The sequence below is a fragment of the Siminovitchia thermophila genome, from assembly GCF_016909185.1.
GTDB classification, from domain to species: Bacteria; Bacillota; Bacilli; order Bacillales; family Bacillaceae_C; genus Siminovitchia; species Siminovitchia thermophila.
In genome coordinates, this window is record NZ_JAFBFH010000036.1 from 26,503 (window position 1) to 47,419 (window position 20,917).

General features: G+C 41.3%; 20 protein-coding genes. 14 read left to right on the top strand and 6 right to left on the bottom strand.

Annotation, left to right across the window (positions count from 1 at the left end):
* Positions 1-20: 20 nt before the first annotated feature.
* Complete coding sequence (locus tag JOC94_RS19095) at positions 21-1,391, top strand: TrkH family potassium uptake protein (protein WP_083717169.1); 1,371 nt, start codon at positions 21-23, stop codon at positions 1,389-1,391.
* 24 nt (positions 1,392-1,415) lie between these two features.
* Complete coding sequence (locus JOC94_RS19100) at positions 1,416-2,399, top strand: diaminopimelate dehydrogenase (protein WP_077109367.1); 984 nt, start codon at positions 1,416-1,418, stop codon at positions 2,397-2,399.
* 64 nt (positions 2,400-2,463) lie between these two features.
* Here the strand turns inward: JOC94_RS19100 and JOC94_RS19105 are convergent, their stop codons facing one another.
* On the bottom strand, positions 2,464-4,248 hold the full coding sequence (locus JOC94_RS19105) for a B12-binding domain-containing radical SAM protein (RefSeq protein ID WP_077109368.1): 1,785 nt from the start codon (positions 4,246-4,248) through the stop codon (positions 2,464-2,466).
* A 182-nt stretch (positions 4,249-4,430) separates the two neighbouring features.
* Positions 4,431-5,462, bottom strand: coding sequence for an acyltransferase family protein (locus JOC94_RS19110; protein ID WP_077109369.1), 1,032 nt, complete (start codon positions 5,460-5,462; stop codon positions 4,431-4,433).
* Positions 5,463-5,583: 121 nt separating this feature from the next.
* Between JOC94_RS19110 and JOC94_RS19115 the strand changes: the two genes are divergently transcribed.
* Both JOC94_RS19115 and JOC94_RS19120 read left to right on the top strand, forming a co-directional pair.
* Positions 5,584-6,060, top strand: a complete 477-nt coding sequence (locus JOC94_RS19115) for a methylated-DNA--[protein]-cysteine S-methyltransferase (RefSeq protein WP_205180098.1) — start codon at positions 5,584-5,586, stop codon at positions 6,058-6,060.
* A complete protein-coding gene (locus JOC94_RS19120) occupies positions 6,060-6,437 on the top strand; it encodes an aspartyl-phosphate phosphatase Spo0E family protein (RefSeq protein WP_205180099.1) in 378 nt (125 codons plus the stop codon). Before JOC94_RS19115 ends, JOC94_RS19120 begins: the two co-directional genes overlap by 1 nt.
* Before the next feature lie 657 nt (positions 6,438-7,094).
* Here the strand turns inward: JOC94_RS19120 and JOC94_RS19125 are convergent.
* Entirely contained in the window at positions 7,095-9,248 is a 2,154-nt protein-coding gene (locus JOC94_RS19125) for an ATP-dependent Clp protease ATP-binding subunit (protein ID WP_205180100.1), read from the bottom strand.
* A 197-nt stretch (positions 9,249-9,445) separates the two neighbouring features.
* Here JOC94_RS19125 and JOC94_RS19130 point away from each other — a divergent pair, with 197 nt between their 5' ends.
* Positions 9,446-10,483: a YkvI family membrane protein gene (locus JOC94_RS19130; RefSeq protein ID WP_205180101.1), complete on the top strand. Its 1,038-nt coding sequence runs from the start codon at positions 9,446-9,448 to the stop codon at positions 10,481-10,483.
* A gap of 549 nt (positions 10,484-11,032) precedes the next feature.
* Here the strand turns inward: JOC94_RS19130 and JOC94_RS19135 are convergent.
* Complete coding sequence (locus tag JOC94_RS19135; protein WP_077109373.1) at positions 11,033-11,644, bottom strand: CPBP family intramembrane glutamic endopeptidase; 612 nt, start codon at positions 11,642-11,644, stop codon at positions 11,033-11,035.
* A gap of 92 nt (positions 11,645-11,736) precedes the next feature.
* A complete protein-coding gene (locus JOC94_RS19140; RefSeq protein ID WP_077109374.1) occupies positions 11,737-11,928 on the bottom strand; it encodes a YkvS family protein in 192 nt (63 codons plus the stop codon).
* Between the two features lie 506 nt (positions 11,929-12,434).
* Between JOC94_RS19140 and JOC94_RS19145 the strand changes: the two genes are divergently transcribed.
* A complete protein-coding gene (locus tag JOC94_RS19145; protein WP_077109376.1) occupies positions 12,435-13,220 on the top strand; it encodes an SDR family oxidoreductase in 786 nt (261 codons plus the stop codon).
* A 20-nt stretch (positions 13,221-13,240) separates the two neighbouring features.
* Positions 13,241-14,104 carry an NAD(P)-dependent oxidoreductase gene (locus JOC94_RS19150; protein WP_077109377.1) on the top strand — a complete coding sequence of 288 codons (864 nt, stop codon included), beginning with the start codon at positions 13,241-13,243 and terminating at the stop codon, positions 14,102-14,104.
* Between the two features lie 484 nt (positions 14,105-14,588).
* Here JOC94_RS19150 and JOC94_RS19155 read toward each other — a convergent pair whose 3' ends face one another.
* A complete protein-coding gene (locus JOC94_RS19155; RefSeq protein ID WP_236017157.1) occupies positions 14,589-15,044 on the bottom strand; it encodes a YkyB family protein in 456 nt (151 codons plus the stop codon).
* A gap of 435 nt (positions 15,045-15,479) precedes the next feature.
* Between JOC94_RS19155 and JOC94_RS19160 the strand changes: the two genes are divergently transcribed.
* The 7 genes from JOC94_RS19160 to JOC94_RS19190 all read left to right on the top strand — a co-directional run bounded on the left by JOC94_RS19160 (position 15,480) and on the right by JOC94_RS19190 (position 20,673).
* Entirely contained in the window at positions 15,480-15,701 is a 222-nt protein-coding gene (locus JOC94_RS19160) for a hypothetical protein (protein WP_077109379.1), read from the top strand.
* A 220-nt stretch (positions 15,702-15,921) separates the two neighbouring features.
* Positions 15,922-16,176: a YkuJ family protein gene (locus tag JOC94_RS19165; protein ID WP_205180102.1), complete on the top strand. Its 255-nt coding sequence runs from the start codon at positions 15,922-15,924 to the stop codon at positions 16,174-16,176.
* Positions 16,177-16,292: 116 nt separating this feature from the next.
* Complete coding sequence (gene cbpB, locus JOC94_RS19170; RefSeq protein WP_077109381.1) at positions 16,293-16,721, top strand: cyclic-di-AMP-binding protein CbpB; 429 nt, start codon at positions 16,293-16,295, stop codon at positions 16,719-16,721.
* 132 nt (positions 16,722-16,853) lie between these two features.
* Positions 16,854-18,413 (top strand): MDR family MFS transporter, encoded by a 1,560-nt coding sequence (locus JOC94_RS19175; protein WP_205180103.1) that lies wholly within the window; start codon positions 16,854-16,856, stop codon positions 18,411-18,413.
* A 15-nt stretch (positions 18,414-18,428) separates the two neighbouring features.
* Positions 18,429-19,313: a LysR family transcriptional regulator gene (locus JOC94_RS19180; protein WP_205180104.1), complete on the top strand. Its 885-nt coding sequence runs from the start codon at positions 18,429-18,431 to the stop codon at positions 19,311-19,313.
* Positions 19,314-19,580: 267 nt separating this feature from the next.
* Positions 19,581-20,129: a peroxiredoxin gene (locus JOC94_RS19185; protein WP_077109383.1), complete on the top strand. Its 549-nt coding sequence runs from the start codon at positions 19,581-19,583 to the stop codon at positions 20,127-20,129.
* Positions 20,130-20,217: 88 nt separating this feature from the next.
* Entirely contained in the window at positions 20,218-20,673 is a 456-nt protein-coding gene (locus JOC94_RS19190; protein ID WP_077109384.1) for a TlpA disulfide reductase family protein, read from the top strand.
* Positions 20,674-20,917 lie beyond the last annotated feature (244 nt).

Genomic DNA, 20,917 nt, shown 5'->3' on the forward strand with positions numbered 1-20,917 from the left:
TAACAAAAAGGAAATTGAATATGATGAATGACAAACCGATACATAAACAAAAATTATACAGACTCGCCCTGACACCGTTCCGGTTATTGGTTTCCTACTATATAATGGCAGTTGCGGTTGTGTCGATACTTTTAAGCCTTCCGGTCGCCAGGCAAAAGGGAGCTGACTGGTCGGCAATGGATGCTGTCTTCGTTGCAGCCAGCTCCGTTAGTGTCACGGGTTTGACAACTGTTGACTTATCAGAAACGTTTACAATAACAGGTATTTTTATTTTGATCTTTGCCCTTCAAATCGGCGGGATCGGCATTATGACAATAAGTACATTTTTTTGGCTTATTTTCGGAAAAAAAATCGGGCTAAAGCAAAGGCAATTGATTAAGACGGATCAAAATCAGCTTAATTTTTCGGGGTTAGTCAGTTTGCTCAGGCAAATTGTTGCCTTGATTTTACTAATTGAAGTTCTCGGGGCGCTTGTGCTTGGCGTTTATTATTTGAACTATTTTCCAACATGGCAGGAGGCTTTTCTTCAGGGGCTGTTTGCTGCTGTCAGTGCGACAACGAATGCGGGGTTCGATATTACTGGACAATCTTTAATTCCTTTTGCCCGGGACTATTTTGTCCAGTTTGTTACAATCATCCTGATCATTCTTGGCGCCATTGGCTTTCCTGTATGGATTGAAGTGAAAAACTTCTTATTTAACAAGCCGTTGAAAAATCGCTTTCAATTCTCTCTTTTTACGAAAATTACCACTTCCACCTATTTTTTATTGTTGGGTTTTGGAACGATTGTGATTATTTTTTTAGAGTTTAACGGGTATTTTGTCGGAAAATCTTGGCATGAATCATTCTTTTATGCTTTGTTTCAATCAACTACGATGAGAAGTGCCGGATTATTAACGCTCGATATTAACGACCTTCATCATTCGACAGTACTTTTCATGTCGGCCCTCATGTTTATCGGAGCTTCGCCAAGCTCTGTCGGAGGCGGCATTCGTACAACCACTTTTGCCTTAAATATATTATTTCTTTATCATTATGCAAGAGGGAACAGGTCCATTAAAGTCTTTAAAAGAGAGATTCACCAGGCTGATGTGATTAAATCGCTTGTCGTTCTATTGCTTGCGGTTTTGTTATATGGCATTTCCATCATTATTTTATCTTATACGGAAGATGCCAGTTTGTTGGCCATTATATTTGAAGTTTCCTCCGCTTTTGGTACGTGCGGGGCTTCCATGGGGATAACAGCCGATTTAACCAATACGGGAAAATGGCTGTTGATCATATTAATGTTCATTGGCAGAGTCGGGATTTTATCATTCTTGTTCATTATGTCAAGCAATGAAAAGGAACCGGACTTCCATTATCCGAAAGAACGGGTCATCATTGGCTAGTCAAAATTTCAAGGAGGCATGACAATGGAAAAAATCAAAATAGGCATTGTTGGTTATGGAAATTTGGGACGCGGTACAGAAGCGGCTATCGAGCAAAATCGGGATATGGAGCTTGTTGCTGTTTTTTCGCGCAGAAACCCGGAAGATGTTCATGTGAAGAATCCACAAGTCAAAGTGTTGCATATTTCCGATGCTGAATCATATGTGAACGATATTGATGTCATGATTTTATGCGGAGGATCCGCAACAGACCTTCCCGAGCAGGGGCCAGAGTTTGCCAAGCTGTTTAATACAATTGACAGCTATGACACACATGCGAAAATACCTGAATATTACAGTGCGGTGAATGAAGCGGCAATATCCGGCAAAAAAACAAGCATTATTTCCGTCGGTTGGGATCCGGGCATGTTTTCTCTAAACAGGCTGATGGGAGAAGCGATTCTTCCTGAAGGGGCGACATATACGTTCTGGGGAAAAGGACTCAGCCAGGGCCATTCCGATGCTGTTCGCAGAATTGAAGGCGTAAAAGGCGCCGTGCAATATACAATTCCGATTGAAGAAGCTGTTGAACGCGTAAGAAGAGGGGAAAATCCTGAACTGACCACTAGGGAAAAGCATTTGCGCGAATGTTACGTTGTAGCGGAAGAAGGAGCGGATTTAGGTAGGATTGAGAAAGAAATCAAAACAATGCCAAATTACTTCGCCGATTATGAGACAACCGTACACTTTATTTCAAAAGAAGAGCTGGAGAAAAATCATGCTAAAATGCTTCACGGCGGATTTGTGATCCGAAGCGGAAAGACCGGAGAAGGAACGAATCAAATTGTCGAGTATTCTCTAAAGCTTGACAGCAACCCGGAATTTACTTCAAGCATTTTGGTTGCTTACGCAAGGGCGGCCTATCGGTTGAATGCCCTGGGGCAAATTGGCGCCAAGACGGTATTTGATGTACCTGTCGGTCTCCTGTCTCCGAAATCTCCCGAACAGCTCAGAAAAGAGCTTTTGTAAAAAGTTCCCAAGTTAGCAATTATATATAGTTTCAAAAACCGGCTCTAGGGCCGGTTTTTGGTGTTTAAATGTCATGAATAAGACGCTTGCGCATGTTTGTAGCCTGTTTTTTTGCTAAAGGGAACAAAGATGATCTTCCATCGGCCGGGTCAAAATAAACGAGGGCCATGGATGGCTGTGAAACGATCCGGCCAGATTGAAGATAATCTGAGATGCTGAATGGAAATAGTTCAAGGATCGTATGCTTAAATAAATCCCTTTCCTTTAACTGCAGACGGGCAAACGCGCTGCCGGCCATTTCGGGTTTAGCGAGTACAGCCTTGTAAATATAGGCTTTTTCTTCTTTTTTTAAGGAAGGTTTCCACCATGGTTTTCTTGGTTTGTAGCGGATGTTCAACAAATAGTCAAACTTCATGAGTCCTTCAGCTATCGCTCTTCCCTCCACATTCTCTACCCTCAAAAACTGCTGGAGACGAATGAATAAATCCTCAAGTTGATGGCCTATTCTCGACCAGCCTTGCTGATCCCAATATGCTCCAAACCGTTGGAAGAAATCGAAGGGAGTTTCAAAACAAGTTGAAACGATATATTCAACAGCGTTATCCATGCGATGGTTGTTCCAATATTTTTCAAGCACATCTTCCACTTGCTTAATTTTAAGAATGTCGTTAAAGTCAATGACGTTGTTACCGAGGATTTCATATGGTGCATGGTCCATATACGTATAGCCGAATTGCTTGGCCGATATTCTCAGGCCGGTCCCCCTCAGCATTTTTAAAAAGCCGAGCTGCAACTCTTCCGGTTTTAAGGCAAATACGTCATTAAATGTTTTTCTAAAGGAATTGTAATCTTCTTCCGGGAGGCCCGCAATCAGGTCGAGGTGCTGAACAATTTTTCCCCCGTCTTTTACCATGGTCACAGTCCTTGTCAACTTCTCGAAATTTTGCCTTCTTTTAACGAGTTCGTTCGTCAAATCATTTGTAGATTGGACGCCGATTTCAAAGCGGAATAGCCCTTTTGGTGCGTTTTCATTCAAAAATTCAATCACTTCAGGGCGCATAATATCGCCGGTGATTTCAAACTGGAATACGGTGCCCGGCACGTGTTCATCAATTAAAAACTGAAACATTTCCATTGCATAGCTCCGGCTAATATTAAAAGTGCGGTCAACAAATTTGATCGTTTTAGCGCCATTTTTCATTAAATACCGGATATCTTCTTTTATGTTCTCCCGGTTAAAATAACGGACTCCGACCTCGATGGAGGAGAGGCAGAATTGGCAGCTGAAGGGACAGCCACGGCTTGTCTCAATGTATGTGACCCGCTTGGACAGATTCGGTATGTCTTCTGGAAAACGAAAAGGGGAAGGCATTTCACGCAAGTCAATTTTCGGACGGATCGGATTGATTACCGGCTTTCCGTTTTCCATAAAGCCGATCCCCATCACATCCGTGATTGTTTTTCCACCCGCCAAATGTGCAAGCAGTTCTTTAAAGGTAGCTTCACCTTCACCGATGACAATATAATTGATTTCCGGCAATCGTTTAAGCCAATAAATTACGTCGTACGAAACTTCCGGGCCACCCAAAATGAGGACCGCATCCGGCAGGATCTTACGCAAAATTTGAATCACTTTCACTGTTTCTTCAATGTTCCATATATAACAACTGAAGCCGATCACGTCCGGTTTTTTGGCAAATAAGTCGGATGCAATATTTAAAACCGGATCATTGATCGTGTATTCAGCTATTTCGACTTCAAATTCCGGTGCAGCGTATGCTTTTAAATATCGGATGGCTAAATTTGTATGGATAAATTTCGCGTTTAAAGTACTTGCGATTACTTTCATGAAACATGGCAACTCCTTTTTTTGACACTCTTTTTCTATTTTAGCGGAGAAAGGGGGAAACCACAATTTCACGAAAAATGTCGAGCGAATATAGCAGGATAAAGACCAAATACAACGAATTAGAAAAAAGGACTACGAAAAACCTTGAAAATTTAGAACCTCCCCATTTTAATGGGGAGGCTTCAGGAATGTCTTAGTGCTCTATATTCTTTTCTCAGCTGCTCGAAAAACTTTTTCAACTTTGACATTCTTAATTCTATGAACGGCTGTGTCAAACTCGTTACATATTTGCTGGAAAGGATGGCGGTTAAAACGAAACTGGCGAAAATCAGAACAGGTAGGGTCAGTGTTTGGTTTAGATAATCCTCCAAACTGCTTCCTCTAAACAAGCGAATGATAAAGCCATGAAGCAAGTAAACGTACAGTGTATTTCTTCCCCACCTTGTAAAAAAGAAGCGTCGGCGAGAAACGAAAGCAAAGAAACTTCCAGCCATCAAAAACTGAAGTGTGTATATGCCGGTTCGCTTCAACATTCCCAAAATGGCTTCACTTTCCAGTTCACCATATGGCTTTGACCCGAAGAACCATTTTTCATCTAAGTCCGAAAAATAGACGATTCCAATTGTTACTACGAACATGACAGTCGCCGCCACAACTTTTGCCTTATTGGATCGTAACATCTGAAAGTCGTCTTTGTTTAAAAAGTATCCCGCCAGGAAAAAAGGAAAGAAAACGAGCGTTCTTGATAAACTGAGATAATTCGTAATCCAATCGGCATATCCGGCAGCAAGGCCGATTGCAATGGTAATTGTTAAAGCCACGGCCGGTTTAAATTTGTTAAAGACCAAAAGCAAAATATTCCAGAAAAAGAGGCTAATTAAGAACCTAAGCGACCATTTTGGGTCAAGCAGTTCAAAACGAAAAGTATCTTCTTTGTGCAAAAAGTAATAAAAAACAGCGTAAAGTCCTTGGAACAGAATATATGGAATGATTAACTTTTTTGTTATTTTCCAAATATAGCCTTTCTCATATATTCCTTTGGCAAAAAATCCTGATATGATGATAAAGGCGGGCATATGAAACGTATAAATAAAATTATACAAGTAGGATATAAAAGCGTTTGTTTCAATGTAGGATTGGATCAAATGACCAAACACAACAAGAAAGATTAAAAGGGTTTTGGCATTATCAAAATAACTGTCTCTTTTATCCATATGCAATCACCTGCTTGATTCATTTATTAAGTCAGCCTATATTTTCCCTTTACGTCGTTTAACAAACATATGATATTTTCATTTGCCATATTATAACAAAATGAGGTAAGGAGTCTAGAGAATGTATTATACAACTATGGACAGTCCAATTGGACAACTTGTCATAACAGGGACGGATGAGGCAGTTACGGGTATTACGTTTGGATGGGACAAGTTTCTACAAACAGCCACCAAACCCGTGGAAAATGCCGAACATTCCATCCTCAAAGAAGCGGAGCGGCAATTGGATCAGTATTTTAAAGGCACAATTCAATTATTTAACGTGCCGTTATTTTTACATGGTACATCATTTCAAAAAATGGTGTGGAGTAAATTGTTGGAAATTCCGTACGGCCAAACGCGAACCTATGGAGAAATCGCAAAGTGGATCGGTAATGAGCAAGCGGTAAGAGCTGTTGGACAGGCGAACAGAAGAAACCCAATTCCTATTATTATCCCTTGTCATCGGGTAGTTGGGAAGAACAAGTCACTCATGGGATATGCTGGAAATCAAGTTGATAAAAAAGAGATTTTGCTAAAATTGGAAGGAGTATTATAATGAACCACAAATATGTCAAAAGTGTGACTGGTCGTTTTCAGGCGTTTACAAAAATAGAGACTTTTGAGATAATGAGGAAGTTGAAAAGGAAAATAATTGGCGGGGGAGAACGAACGATGGGTTACGGTAGGATGGAAAAGCAAATCTTGTTGGCAAAAATTCAGGAAAAACGCGAAGAAATGTTTTTTATTGGCAATAAATATGGACTGAATGCCGAGGAAACAGTGAGATGCAGCCGTGAGCTTGACCAGTTGTTAAATGAATATTATCGGGACTTTCAAACTGGCACAGTTTCTAAAAAAGTGAGACATGCTCTAAAGAAGTCATTCGTATTATTTTCCAAACCATTTCGTCAAAACCATATACGGTCGTCCTAATAGATTGCAAACCCCGAGAATATAATTCATACAGTAAAAAACGATAAAAAAGAGAATGGGACATAAGCAAATACGAAATAGCAAAACCGAACAATTCATTTATAATTGTTCGGTTTATTTGTGTAAAAAAATCCCTATCATCGCTACGTCAACATATTTCGCTTTCCTGCGGGATCTTCAGCTCGAGCTATTCCCGCGGGAGTCTACATATTTTGACTACGCTAAATGCTTGCGTATTATACACTGGGATAATTTTCGCCATGGACACGTTAAGTGAAATAATGAATATACAAGCTCAATCAGTGGGAGGGGGAGGTGCACATGATGTGACTTTCTTCGCCTGCAAACCTCTAAATCCCACTTTGGTGATGTATAAAAAGGAGACTCCACTGCTAGATAAACGAAACATCAATGAGCGGGTTTTTAGTTCCTGATTGAAGCAGAACAAAGCTTAAGATTGAAAGTGACCAGTGCTTGCTCAGACATGGCCCGTCTCCTTAAATTCACCGAAATCGAAAAGGCTTAAAGTGAAACTGTTCTGTTGGCGAGCTCAGACAGCCGTGTCCTCGAAAAAAGCTTACACTTTTTACAAACACAAGTTTTTTTCTCGATAAAAAGACCGTCGAGAAACGCTCGACGGCCTGGGATTGCCTCGTATTAGGCAACTTCTTTTTGGATGACTTTGATTTGTCCGTTTTCCACAACTGCGTGCAGATCTTGAACATTTTCATGGTCTAAAATGTAGTCGGATATTTGATCCTCCAAATGCTCCTGAATGGCTCTGCGGAGAGGACGTGCCCCGTATTGAGGGTGGTAGCCCAATTCCGTTAGTTTTTCTTTTACCTGATCGGAAATCGTGATCGTGATTCCTTGTTCGGAAAGTGTCCCAGCCAGTTCAGCAAGTAACAGATCAACTATTTTCAAGAGATGTTCTTTTTCAAGTGAGTTAAATTCGATAATCGCATCGAAGCGGTTAAGAAATTCCGGCTTGAAAAATGCACCGAGCTTGTCAAGAATGCTTGTCTCTTTTAATGCATTACTTTGGCCAAATCCCACATGAATTTGCTTTTCGCCTGTTCCTGCATTGCTCGTCATGATGATGACTGTATCTTTAAAGCTGACTGTCCGGCCTTGGCTGTCAGTCAATCTGCCATCTTCTAAAATTTGCAGGAACATGTGTTGAACGTCCGGGTGCGCTTTTTCGATTTCGTCAAGCAATATAATGCTGTACGGGTTGCGGCGCACTCGTTCTGTAAGCTGTCCGGCTTCCTCATGGCCGACATAGCCCGGAGGGGAACCGATCAGTTTTGAAACGCTGTGTTTTTCCATATATTCGCTCATGTCCAGGCGAATATACGCGTCTTTTGTGCCAAATAGTTCTTCAGCCAGTACCTTTGTAAGCTCTGTTTTACCAACCCCTGTGGGTCCTACAAACAGGAACGAACCAATCGGGCGGCTTTTCGCTTTTAATCCGGCTCTGCTACGGCGAATGGCTTTAGCTACTTTTTGAACGGCTTCCTCTTGTCCGATGACTTTTGCCCCCAGAGCTTTTTCCAAGTGTTTCATTTTTTTCTGTTCATCTGATTCGAGCTTGCCGACGGGAATGCCCGTTTTTTTCGCTACGATTTCCTGAATATGGCGGACGTCTACGACAACCCGCTTTTCTGGAGACTCTTCTTTAAGAAGTTTTTCGAGATCCATTTCTTCGTCTCGAAGTTTTGCTGCCGTTTCATAATCTTCTTTGGCAAGGGCCGCTTGCTTTTCTTTCTCAATTTCGGCAAAGCGTTGTTGGAGCGACTCTTTATCTGTATCTTGAATCGTCAAGTTGAGTTTGGAGCCGGCTTCATCCATTAAGTCGATTGCTTTGTCAGGCAGGTAGCGATCCTGAATGTAGCGGCTTGATAGTTCTACGCATGCTTTTAACGCTTCGTCTGTAAACGTTACATCATGGTAGTTTTCATATTTCTCTTTTAATCCTTTCAAGATTTCCAGGGCCTTGTCTGAAGATGGCTCTCCGACCTGAACCGGCTGGAAGCGCCTTTCCAGTGCGGCGTCTTTTTCAATTTGTCGATATTCTTTTAGTGTCGTGGCCCCGATGACTTGCAATTCTCCACGTGCGAGCGCCGGTTTTAAAATATTCCCGGCATCCATCGATCCTTCAGCGGATCCGGCTCCAACAAGAAGATGCACTTCATCAATGAACAACAGGATGTTTTTGCGGCTTTGAAGCTCTGTGATGAGTTGTTTCATCCGCTCTTCAAACTGTCCGCGAATACCGGTATTGGCGACAAGAGATGCCACATCAAGCAAATAGACTTCCTTGTTTTTTAGTTTGGCGGGCACTTTTCCTTCAACAATTTTCAGCGCCAACCCTTCCGCGATAGCAGTTTTTCCGACACCTGGCTCACCGATGAGCACCGGATTGTTTTTCGTTCGCCGGTTCAATATTTCGATGACCCGGTTTATTTCTTCCTCGCGGCCAATTACAGGGTCGACCAGTCCGGCTCTGGCGGCATCGTTTAAGTTATGACCGTGCTGATCAAGAAATCCTCCGCCGCGTCCTGTTGTGCTTCTTTCTTTTTGGGATACGCCCATGTTTTGCCCAAATGGCTGATTCATTCCGGGGAATTGTTTAAATAAATCATCAAAGCTGCCAAATTGACTTTTAAATGGGACGCCTCCTAATGCACCGAGTTGTTGTTTTTCCGACGCATAGCATTCTGAACATAATGCCATCGTTTGCTTTTGTCCGTTAATATTGACGTGGAGATGAATGTTTGCTTGTTTTTCCTTACATTTACTGCAAAACATATACACCAAACCTCCATTTGTTATTTTTTTGATCTTCTTTGACCATTTAATGATATAAAAAAGGTCCTTTGACATTGACTAACTTTGACCTTTGATTTCATTATACACTGACCAATTTTGACTTTCAACTCTTTTTTACTCATTTTGCAAATTTTTTTGGGCAAGCCATCATACGATTTTTCTAAGGGGGATGAGCCGTGAAGAATTGGATAGATGTATGTCAAGTGGCTGCCGTTTACGTAGGAACCGTCATTGGTGCGGGATTTGCAACAGGAAGGGAAATTGTAGAGTTTTTTACACGGTTTGGTTTTCTTGGCTTGTTGTCAATCCTGATGGCAGGATTTTTGTTCGTAATCCTCGGTTCAAAAATCATGTTGTTGTCAATTGATATTAAAGCGACATCATTTGAACAATTAAATGAATATTTGTTTGGAAAAAAGTTGGCGAAGTTTATTAATCTATTTCTATTAGTTATGCTTGTAGGCGTTTGTGGAGTAATGCTGGCGGGTGCGGAAGCATTGTTTGTCGAGCAGTTGAATTTCCCCAAATTTTCCGGCATGCTCTTAACCACGTTTATTGGTCTGGTTATTATGGCTGCCGGGATAAAAGGGCTGTTGGCGATTAATGTGATTGTTGTTCCAATGATGATCGCCTTTAATACAGCCGTCCTTTTTCATATTGTCCCTGGGGGGAATGTTACATTATGGTTTCAAGTAGAAGATGCAGGTAATGGGTGGTTTGCAGTGTTGTCAGCCATTTCGTATGCCGGCTTTAATCTTGCTTTGGCTCAAGCTGTACTAGTTCCCCTTGCTGCAGAAATAAATGACAGAAAAACAGTCAAATGGGGTGGGGTGATGGGAGGGGTATTTCTCACCGTCCTGCTAATTTCCAGCCATATCTGTTTATCCGTGTTGCGTGATCCCAGGATGTTTGAAATTCCGATGGCGGTGATTGTTCATGAGTCGGCAGGAAGTCTTTATCTTATATATATCCTCATTATATATGGAGAAATTTTTACAACATTGATTGGCAATACATATGGGATTGAACGTCAGCTCCATCAATACGTTCCGGCCAACCCCTTATGGATCATTCTGTTCCTGTTTATCGTGTTTTGTTTGATTAGTCTTGTAAAATATGGCAAGCTGCTCGGTTTGTTGTATCCGTTATTCGGCTATGTGAGCATTGGCTTTTTGCTGTTGTTGTTGATAAAGCCGGCGAAAGTGTCTCCATAAAAACGACTGTCTATTCCGGCCGTTTATTGAATTGAGGGCTTTTTATCGTTGATCATCTCAAAATACCCTTTAAGCGGCTGGGTGCAAAGGGGCGAAGGGGAGGTTGTTTCATATGCGAAAATGCTCCTATATATATGGAAAAGTTTTGGGTGAGGGACATTGGAAGGTAGTCATGAAGAACATTGCAATATGAAACTATTCTATTCGTTACACCGTATATATAAAAAGCCGAGCAATAGGGAGGAGTATGGTTAGTTATGTTTCAATTGACTGCCCAATGTTCTGTATGCAAAAAAGAAATTCAGCCTTATGAAGAGATTTACTTGAAGATGCGCTACCCGAAAAGCCGAGGTATGACTGAAATCAAAGCATACATACAGAATGAAGGGAAAATAATCTGCAAAACATGCTTCGATAAAAAGAGGTAGAGGAGGGGCTTTTATGACAAAAGTCCCCACTTGCAAGTATGGTAGATATTTTTCTCGGGGCATACAATCCAAAACAAACATATAGACCTTTTTCACAAACGATAGAAGAAATGCTTTTCTATTATTGAAGAGGGAAGAGAATCAAGAGTAACAAATTAAATGTTAAATGGGACAGGATGACGAGTCGAATGCTTCTTTTCCAAATATATAGCCAACCCCACACAAGTCCGCTGACGAAGGCGGCAATCACCAAGATAAAATAACCGGTAAAATAAAATGCCGCTCCATTCAGTAGCGCTCCCGCAAAGATGGCGCCAATTGGATTTAGCCAAACCAGCAATTTTTTTAGGACAAATCCCCGCCAAAAAATTTCTTCTCCAGGAATCATAATAAAAACGAGGACTAAATAATGCCAAAAAAATTCAAAGCTAAAATGGGTGTAAACGCTATCCACTTGTTCAGATAACGGATTCGGTATAATTCCCAACACCCAATCTCCAATGAAAAATAATACATAAAGGGCGATCCCCGATATGACGCCATACGTGATATATTGTTTTGTAGGTGCTTCATCGTCCAATGGTTCATGAATGATAGAGTAACTGATCAGAAACAAGATGGCGGCTGTATATAAATACCAGAACACATCTGTTCTATCAAAGGCAACAAAAACAAGCAAGTAGGCCAAAAAGACTCCGCCGGCCAGTTTAACATCAATCCATTTTTTACTCATTTGAATATGTAAATTCCTTTCTGGACTCCATTTTTCGACAATTTTCTATGGTATCATTGGCATGAAAGAGAAGCAAGCATGGTGCTTGCTTCTTATAACCCCACAGATTCTTTAATGATTTTATATTTTTTATGGTTGACGACCGTTTTTTCTTCCAGTTCAAGTTCACGGTAGTTTTTCATATACGTTAAATCAACAATGACCGAGTTGTCATTAATTTTTTCCACAATTCCTTGAAGGCCTCCCCTGAATTCAATCAAGTCTCCGACTTTGGCAATTTTCATTGGCTTCCCCCTTATGTTTTTTTACATAGTTTGCACTATATTTTATGAAAGTGCAAATATGACACAATGCTACTTTTTTAAATCATGTTTTTACGCGAATATGTACAGTAAAACGGAAAACGAAACAACTGTCAATTATCCAATAGAAGGAATTAGGAATTTTAAAAAATTGTAATATAATTGAAACAAAAAAATCTTCAAAAGAAGGAGTATAAAGTAAAAAATGTGGTATAGAATAATAACCATGACTGATCTTGCTTTTTAGTAGTCATGTCAATCTCATTTTTCCCCCTATTTTGTCGGAAGGCCGCAATTGCCTTCCGGTTTTTTTGTTTATTTTTCGGATTAAAATAGATATAATTTTTATAATTGTTAAAATAATATGCCGGATGCGGAAAAGGCGGCAACCGATTCTTTTTTCATTATACTTAAGGATAGGAGGTGAATGGATCAAAAAGCGGTTAAGCGCTTGTTGAACATTATTATTTAACGAGGGGTGAAGAGACATGGATCTCGGCTTAGCGGGGAAAAGAGTGCTCGTTATGGCAGCAAGCAAAGGGCTTGGCAGGGCAATAGCGGAGCAATTTGTCTTAGAGGGTGCGAAAGTAATGCTTGCCAGCCGTAATGAAGAAAGACTCAAAACTGTAGTTTCAAAGTTAAATAGGTTAAAGGAAGGATCTGCCGGATATACCGTTTGCGATATCTTGAAGCCGTCCGATATTCAGCAGGCAGTCCAATATACGGCTGAGAAGTTCGGCGGCATCGATATTTTGGTGAATAATGCAGGTGGTCCTCCGGCGGGCGGGTTTGAGGACATGACGGATGAAGATTGGGCCTATTCATTCCAGCTTAATTTATTATCTTATATTAGGACGATTAGGGAAGCACTCCCTTACTTAAAGAGACAGGGTGGGAGAATTGTGAATATCGCCTCGTCCTCCATTAAGGAACCTATTCCAGGATTGATTTTATCCAATACATTCAGGCTTGGGATTGTCGGGCTCTCCAAAACATTGTCTCAAGAGCTTGCGCCTTATCATATTTTGGTCAATACGGTGGGGCCGGGCAGAATCGCAACGGAAAGAGTGAAGGAGCTTGATCGTGCCCAGGCAGATAGGGAAGGGGTTCACGTTGATATTATTGAAGAAAGAGCGAAAAGGAGCATACCACTTGGCAGGGACGGGAAACCGGAAGAATTTGCGAAAGTTGTCGTATTTCTCGCATCAGACGGAAATACATATATGACTGGAAATACTTTTATCGTTGACGGCGGCAAGTTAAGATCCATATAAAAAGAAAGGCGGTTTTTACAATGGATGCAGTGATCGGCTTTATTGGAATCGGTGTCATGGGAAAATCAATGGTGCGGAATTTGCAAAAACATGGTTACCGTGTTCTTATTCATACACGCACGAAAGAAAAAGCTGAAGATTTGATCAGGGAAGGGACCGAATGGAAAGTAAGCCCCAAAGAGGTGGCAAGTGATGCAAATGTCATTATAACGATGGTCGGTTATCCGCATGATGTGGAGCATGTTTATTTTGGTGATGACGGGATTTTTAATGGGGCTTCCAAAGGAAAAATAGTGGTCGATATGACGACTTCAACACCGACACTTGCCAAAAAGATTGCTCAAGAGGCGCAAAGACGCGGTATTGGAGCGCTCGATGCGCCCGTATCAGGCGGTGATATCGGGGCGAAAAACGGAACGCTTTCCATTATGGCAGGCGGGTCAAAAGAGACTTTCGAACAGCTTAAGCCGATTTTGGAAATCCTTGGAAACAATATTGTTTATCAAGGCGAGGCCGGGGCGGGCCAGCATACGAAGATGTGCAACCAAATTGCCATTGCATCGAACATGATTGGCGTCATGGAAGCGCTCATTTATGCAAGAAAAGCAGGGCTAGATCCGGAGAAAATGCTCCAATCGATCAGCACGGGCGCGGCCGGAAGCTGGTCGATGTCCAACCTGCTTCCCAGGGTTTTAAAAGAAGATTATTCGCCTGGGTTTTTTGTTAAGCACTTTATCAAAGATATGGGCATCGCTCTTGAGGAAGCAGATAAAATGGATTTGAAGCTTCCGGGATTGGAATTGGCCAAACAAATGTATGAAGCTATTGCGAAAAAAGGAGAAGAAGAAAGCGGAACACAGGCATTGATTAAGTATTGGAAGTAAATACCCCATCAAACAATGATGTGCTCCCAATGAGTAGACAGGCGACAAGCTCACTCATTGGGGGTTTTCCTTTTACAAGCCCCCAAAGAAGTCATGCTTCACATCATTCACGGAGTTTTCAGAACCTGCATGCGGCGCTTCCATGTATAAATGAAGCATTTTCATAGGGATCTCGGATTTCAAAATGCATTATTTGAGTGTGTAACGAATGGTTAGTGAAGCAGAGAGGATGTCGCGTATTGGCGATGTCTTGACAGCGACATGAAAGCCACTTCGAGTATGGTAAAATGCAAGAAGTACGATCCATTGGAAGGATGAAACAAGTCATTGACTTTTATGACATGAACGGTATCAAAAAGATTAAACGGCTTTGCCCCAAGCCGCTTAACATATTTTTACGATTTCGCTGTCTCCTTGAAGGAGGCAGCTCTTCCCGTAAAGGCTGTATCTTTTTCAGACAGCCTGCACAGACGGTCTTAGCCTATTAAAAAAAGCTGTCGCCCAATTTTTTAAATGTAGGCTTCTTTCTTTCTGGACGATGGGGGTTTTGTTTGGTTTCTTTAAGACCTGTATATTCTTGTAAAAGCTTCTTTGCTGTATTAAGCGGCATTCGGGTTTTAGGATTGCGGGAATGTTGATCAAGATGGCCTAAATGGGGTAAACGTTGAAAATCCTCTTTAGTGGGCGGTATGTGAAAGGTGTAATCACCGCATTTTACCAAAACATCTGATTGCTGTTGGCTGAATCTCGGATTTCTTGAAAAATGCAGTCCTGTCTTTGTCGCTTTTTTTTCTTGAATCATTTTGTCAATAGCCGTTTTTTTCAGTTTATATAAAAATTTGGGGTTAATGGCGGTTTTCGCATGTCTGTTGACGGTAAAAATGGCTTGTGAAAGGTTTTCAATCGTCGGCGGCAATGGGTGCGTCTTATTGGAATCCAGGTCCACAGAAAGTTCCCCTTTCTTGAGATTGATTGAATTTGACATTATTATAACATTTTATAGATCTGTTGGAAAGATACCACTGGCTTCGGAGTGGTCAGTTTTGGCGCGCTATATCTGAATAATGGCAGACTGGAGGATTTTTTTCTTGATCCGTTCGTTCGGTACGAAACTTCGGTACATTGTTCCAGCAGTTTTCCGAAAAAACTTCACGTCTATTTTAAAAAGAGTGGCGATTTTATGTTATGTTATAAAGATTCACCCAGTTTGATTATTTCTTTGACCACAAACATTTCATTCATTGATTTTATTAAAAAGAATTTACACTTGAAAACACAAGGCTTCAAGTGTATATTTACTTTGTCAGACCAAACATTCGTATGATGGGATACTTTATATAACATTGGCTGGGAAGAACGATGGAAGGGGATTAAAATGTTAAAAAACAACACTTATGAAGCTCTTTTCCTGCCGACAAAATCAGGAGTCATTAAAATATATATTTACGGTTTTAAACCGTATGGCTCATGGGGACAAGTGTTTACGAGCATGAATACGGTATCGGTGAATGTCAAAGGCTATAACCGCAAGAAAACAATTATCCGCTCACTTGAAAAATTGAATGAATCCTTATTAAATATGAAAGAAGATGAATGATGCAGGCTGACAGCCTGCTTTTTTCACTTTTTATTGTCAGTGAGCCTTTCGCAAAATGCCGGTGACTGGCTTCGGATTTTATTTCCCTGCAAAATCAAGGTTTTTTTACCCCTGGAAAATAAAGGAGTGGCAAATTTAGCACAAGCAAGAAAAACAGTTTGCAATGTGAAAGGTGCTTCTTTTATAATTAGTGTGTCTCCCAAAGAAAGGGGTTTTAAACATGTCACAATTAATGGGCATTATTCAAAGATTGCAATCCATGCAAAATATGACGGACTACGATGACTTTCCGCAAAGACAGTTTGAAGTAAACGGAAAGGTTATTTGCCAAGTAAAATTTTTTCCCGACAAAAAAACGTTTGAAGTTGAAGAGTACGACAAACACAAAAATAAGCGAGTGTACCAGTTTGATGATATTGATGCTGCGGCTATCGAGATTTTTGACATCGTCCAGGAAGTGAAAAATCTCTCTTAAATAAAGCTGCTTGCGGGATGTGAAAGTGCTTTTTTGCTATGGCATATTGGTTTCCCTTTTCTTAATTTATGGTAAAATGAAGTAAGAAAGATTTTAAAGAGATGAGGGAGTTTACAATGCTTTCCTTAAAAAGTCATGCGTTTACAAACCCAAAGATAAGCGACTATATCATACCATCTGAGAAAGTAGCCCACGTTCAAGTTGGCAATAACCTGGAACACGCTTTGCTCGTATTGACAAAAAGTGGTTATTCCGCGATTCCGGTCCTTGATGCCCGTTTTAAATTACACGGATTAATCAGTTCCGCCATCATTACGGAATCCATTCTTGGATTGGAACGAATTGAGTTTGAAAAGCTTAGTGATAAGAAAGTGGAAGATGTTATGGCGGTAAACATCCCGATCGTCTTGTTGAAGGATCCATTTGAAAAAGCGGTTGATTTGCTCATCGACCATCCTTTTTTGTGTGTACTGGATGATGAGGGGTATTTTGAAGGCATTTTTACAAGAAGAGCCCTTTTAAAAGAATTAAAAATGCAGCTTTAAACATAAACATCAAGGGAGGCTCCCTCATTCGGGAGCCCATTTTTTATGGTTTGTTTTTGAAAAATTCAAAAGGGTCATTTTTTCTTTTCCCTGCAATGGGGGTCTTCTGTTCATAATACGGTTCTAAAAGGAATGGGGAAACCAATTGGGATTTCGGGAGGGGCGTTTGTGGAAGATACTATTCAAAATACAGAAAAAAAAGAAACAAAGAGAAAATATGTGCTGGTTGCCGTTATGCTTGCCATGTTTGTCGGAGCGGTCGAGGCCACTATCGTCGCCACCGCCATGCCGGCCATTGTGGGGGAGTTGGGCGGTTTTTCACATTATAGCTGGGTATTTTCAGCCTATTTGTTAATGAATACCATTACTGTCCTGATCTACGGCAAGCTGGCCGATTTATTTGGAAGAAAACCGGTTATCACTTTCGGGATCGGCATATTCCTTCTTGGGTCGCTCCTTTGCGGGGTTGCCGCCTCCATGGGACAACTGATTCTTTTTCGGCTGCTTCAAGGGATCGGCGCCGGCGCAGTCATGCCCATCGCGACAACGATCGTCGGTGATATATATTCGCCAGAAGAACGTCCGAAGATTCAAGGTTATTTATCGAGCGTTTGGGGGATTTCAGCCGTTATGGGTCCGGCAGTAGGCGGCCTGTTGGTTGAATTTCTCAGTTGGAGATGGGTGTTTTGGGTGAGCATCCCCCTCGGTCTGCTCGCCATGGTGGGTTTTTGGCTCTTTCTTCATGAAAATATGGAGAAGAAGAAGCCTCAGATTGATTATGCCGGAGCCGGCCTGTTAACGGTCGTTATTGCCTCGCTCATGATTATTCTTGTCGAAGGGGGAGTGCGATTTTCTTGGACCTCCCCCCAAATCATCGGCTTATCTGTAATTGCTGTTGCGGCATTTCTGTTCTTTATCGTCCAGGAACAAAAAACAGCCGAACCGATGGTTCCATTTGAAATATGGAAAATCCGGCCGCTCTTCATTGCCAATGTAGTTTCGTTTACAACGGGATTGATGCTTATTGGAATATCCAGCTTTTTGCCTGCCTATGTACAAGGTGTCATGGAAGAAAGTGCAACTGTCGCGGGCTTTACATTAACGGCCATGTCCATTGGTTGGCCGATTGCCTCGACTGTTGCGGGGAAATTGATGTTAAAGATCGGCTATCGGAATACATCTTTTATCGGCGGGATATTTTTGGTCGTTGGCGGTTTGTTGTTTGTAGCCATTGTTCCTGCTGCCGGCCCTGGTGGCGCGGCCTTGTCTTCTTTTTGTTTTGGCGTTGGGATGGGTATGACATCAACGTCATTTATCGTACTGATCCAAAGTGCCGTGAGCTGGAAACAGCGGGGAATCACGACAGCAACGAACATGTTCATGAGAAACTTGGGAAATACTGTGGGAGCGGCTTTGCTTGGCGGAATATTAAATGGTCAAATACTCCGCTATTTTTCTGAGCGAGGTGGAAAGGTGGGGGAGGAGCTTACACTGGATTCCACGAACAAGCTGTTGACGGAGGAGCAAAGAAGTGAATTGCTTCCTGCCGTCAAAGCGCTTTTGCAAGACGGATTATCCCATTCGCTCCATTCTGTCTATGTAGCAGTTTTGATTTTTGGCATCATAAGTCTTATTTTAATATTCTTTTTGCCTAAAAAGAAAAATTGGCAAGTTGATTCGTCATCATCATAATGAAGAGGGAATGCTATGTCTTTAACTGATTTAAAATTGTTAACGGTTTTGGCCAAAGAAATGAATATGCGAAAAGCGGCGGAAAAGCTGTTCGTCTCGCAGCCTGCATTATCCCAGCGTCTACAAAATATTGAGAAACAATGGGGGACAAAGCTGTTTATCAGATCACAAAAAGGCTTAATGCTTACACCTTCCGGTGAAAAGGTCGTTCAATTTGCAAGCGAAACACTGGAGAAGCAGGAAAGGGTATATGAAGAGATTCGGGCATTGGAAACGCATGTACACGGAACATTGAAAATTGCCTGCGCTTCGATTGTCGGTCAAAATTGGCTGCCGAAAGTATTAAAACAATTTGTCACTCAATATCCACATGTGAGAATATCTCTCATTACAGGATGGAGCAGTGAAATATTGAAAGCTTTATACGAAGGCGAGGTTCATATAGGGATCACTCGGGGGACAACCGATTGGAAGGGCACGAAATACCCGTTGTTCAAGGATAGTCTATATCTTGTTGACCGTGAAATTCAAAAGATTGAACAAGTCATTGAAACGGACAGGCCTTTCATCCAATTTAAAAGTGACTCCAATTATTATCAGGAGATTCAGGATTGGTGGCACCGTCAGTTTCAAACTTTTCCCAAAAGGTCTATTGTCGTGGATCAGATCGAAACGTGCAAGCAAATGACGTATAACGGAATCGGTTACGCTATTTTACCGGCCATTACGATTAATGAAACTGAAAATAATATATACAAAATTCCCCTTTTGGATGAACGGGGGACCCCGATCAGAAGAGATACATGGCTCTTGGGGTATGATTCGGCATTTGAATTGCGACAGGTACAGGCTTTCCTTGATGTAGTAAGGGATTATAGTAAAGATCAGCCTGTTATGTAGTTGTTTTAATAAAGGCATTTTATTTTAACAAATTACTGAAGCGTGCTACACTTATCTTAAATAAGGAATAAATTCCCCTTTTTGGGGTATAACTTAAAAAGTGTGAACGAAATTCTAAACAGTAATTAGTTTTTAATTACATTTATTATAATTTATGTTGACTTGTGTCGAAATTTAGCCTATAATGTCAAATGTAATCAAGTTTTATATGAGAAAATGTATTTCATTTTCTCAATTAATAATAATTATAACAACGGAGGGATTTTTGTGGCAGAACGTATGGTAGGTAAGCAAGCTCCTCGATTTGAAATGGATGCTGTTATGCCCAACAAAGAGTTTGGCAAGGTAAGTTTGGAAGAGAACATGAAAAATGACAAGTGGACAGTGCTTTTCTTCTATCCAATGGACTTCACATTTGTTTGTCCGACTGAGATTACAGCTCTTTCCGACCGTTATGATGAGTTCGAAGATTTGGATGCAGAAGTGATTGGGGTTTCTACGGACACGATTCATACACACTTGGCTTGGATTAACACAGACCGTAAAGACAATGGATTGGGTCAATTGAAATATCCGCTTGCGGCTGACACAAACCACGCCGTATCCCGGGAGTATGGCGTTTTAATTGAAGAAGAAGGAATCGCCCTTCGTGGCCTTTTCATCATCAACCCTGAAGGGGAAATGATGTACTCTGTTGTAAACCACAACAATATCGGCCGTGATGTTGATGAAACGCTTCGCGTACTTCAAGCGTTGCAAACAGGTGGCCTTTGCCCTGCCAACTGGAGACCAGGACAAGAAACATTGAATGTTTAATTTTAAATAAACCTTTTTGAGGACAGGCACCCATTGTGTCTGTCCTTCCCATATCGAAAACTATTTTACGAGAAAAGAGGGATAGCGAATGAAATTACGTGAGCCCATGCCTGAACTGAACGGTGCTGTAGATTGGCTGAATGGCCAGGTTACAAAAGAGGAGCTTGTAGGCGAAAAGCCCACCCTTATTCATTTCTGGTCGATCAGCTGCCATTTGTGCAAAGAGGCAATGCCGCAAGTGAATGAATTCCGCGATAAGTATCAGGATAAATTAAATGTTGTGGCCGTACATATGCCGCGTTCAGAGGACGATCTTGATTTAAATGAAATCAAGAAGGTGGCTGCTGACCATGATATTACCCAGCCGATCTTCGTGGATAGTGAAATGAAATTAGCCGATGCTTTCGAAAACCAATATGTTCCCGCCTATTATGTATTTGATAAAGATGGCAAGTTGCGCCATTTCCAAGCCGGGGGCGGCGGAATGAAGATGCTTGAGAAAAGAGTTAACCGTGTTCTTGGAGAAATGGAAAAGCAACAATAAAACCCATAACGATAAATTGTGACGATAAAGCCGCGTGAAATCATCTTTTTATATTGGTGGTTACCCCTAAAAGCTAGAGTTTTTATTATGCAGCTGATTGGCTGGATTGAGTTCGGTATTGGACCGGACTTAGTCCAGTCAATTTTTCTGGCTCTATACTAAATGTTGGGGTTTCCACATAATTTGCACATAAAAATATACACGCAAACATCCAATTCTTTTATACTTGAATTGCCTAGAAACA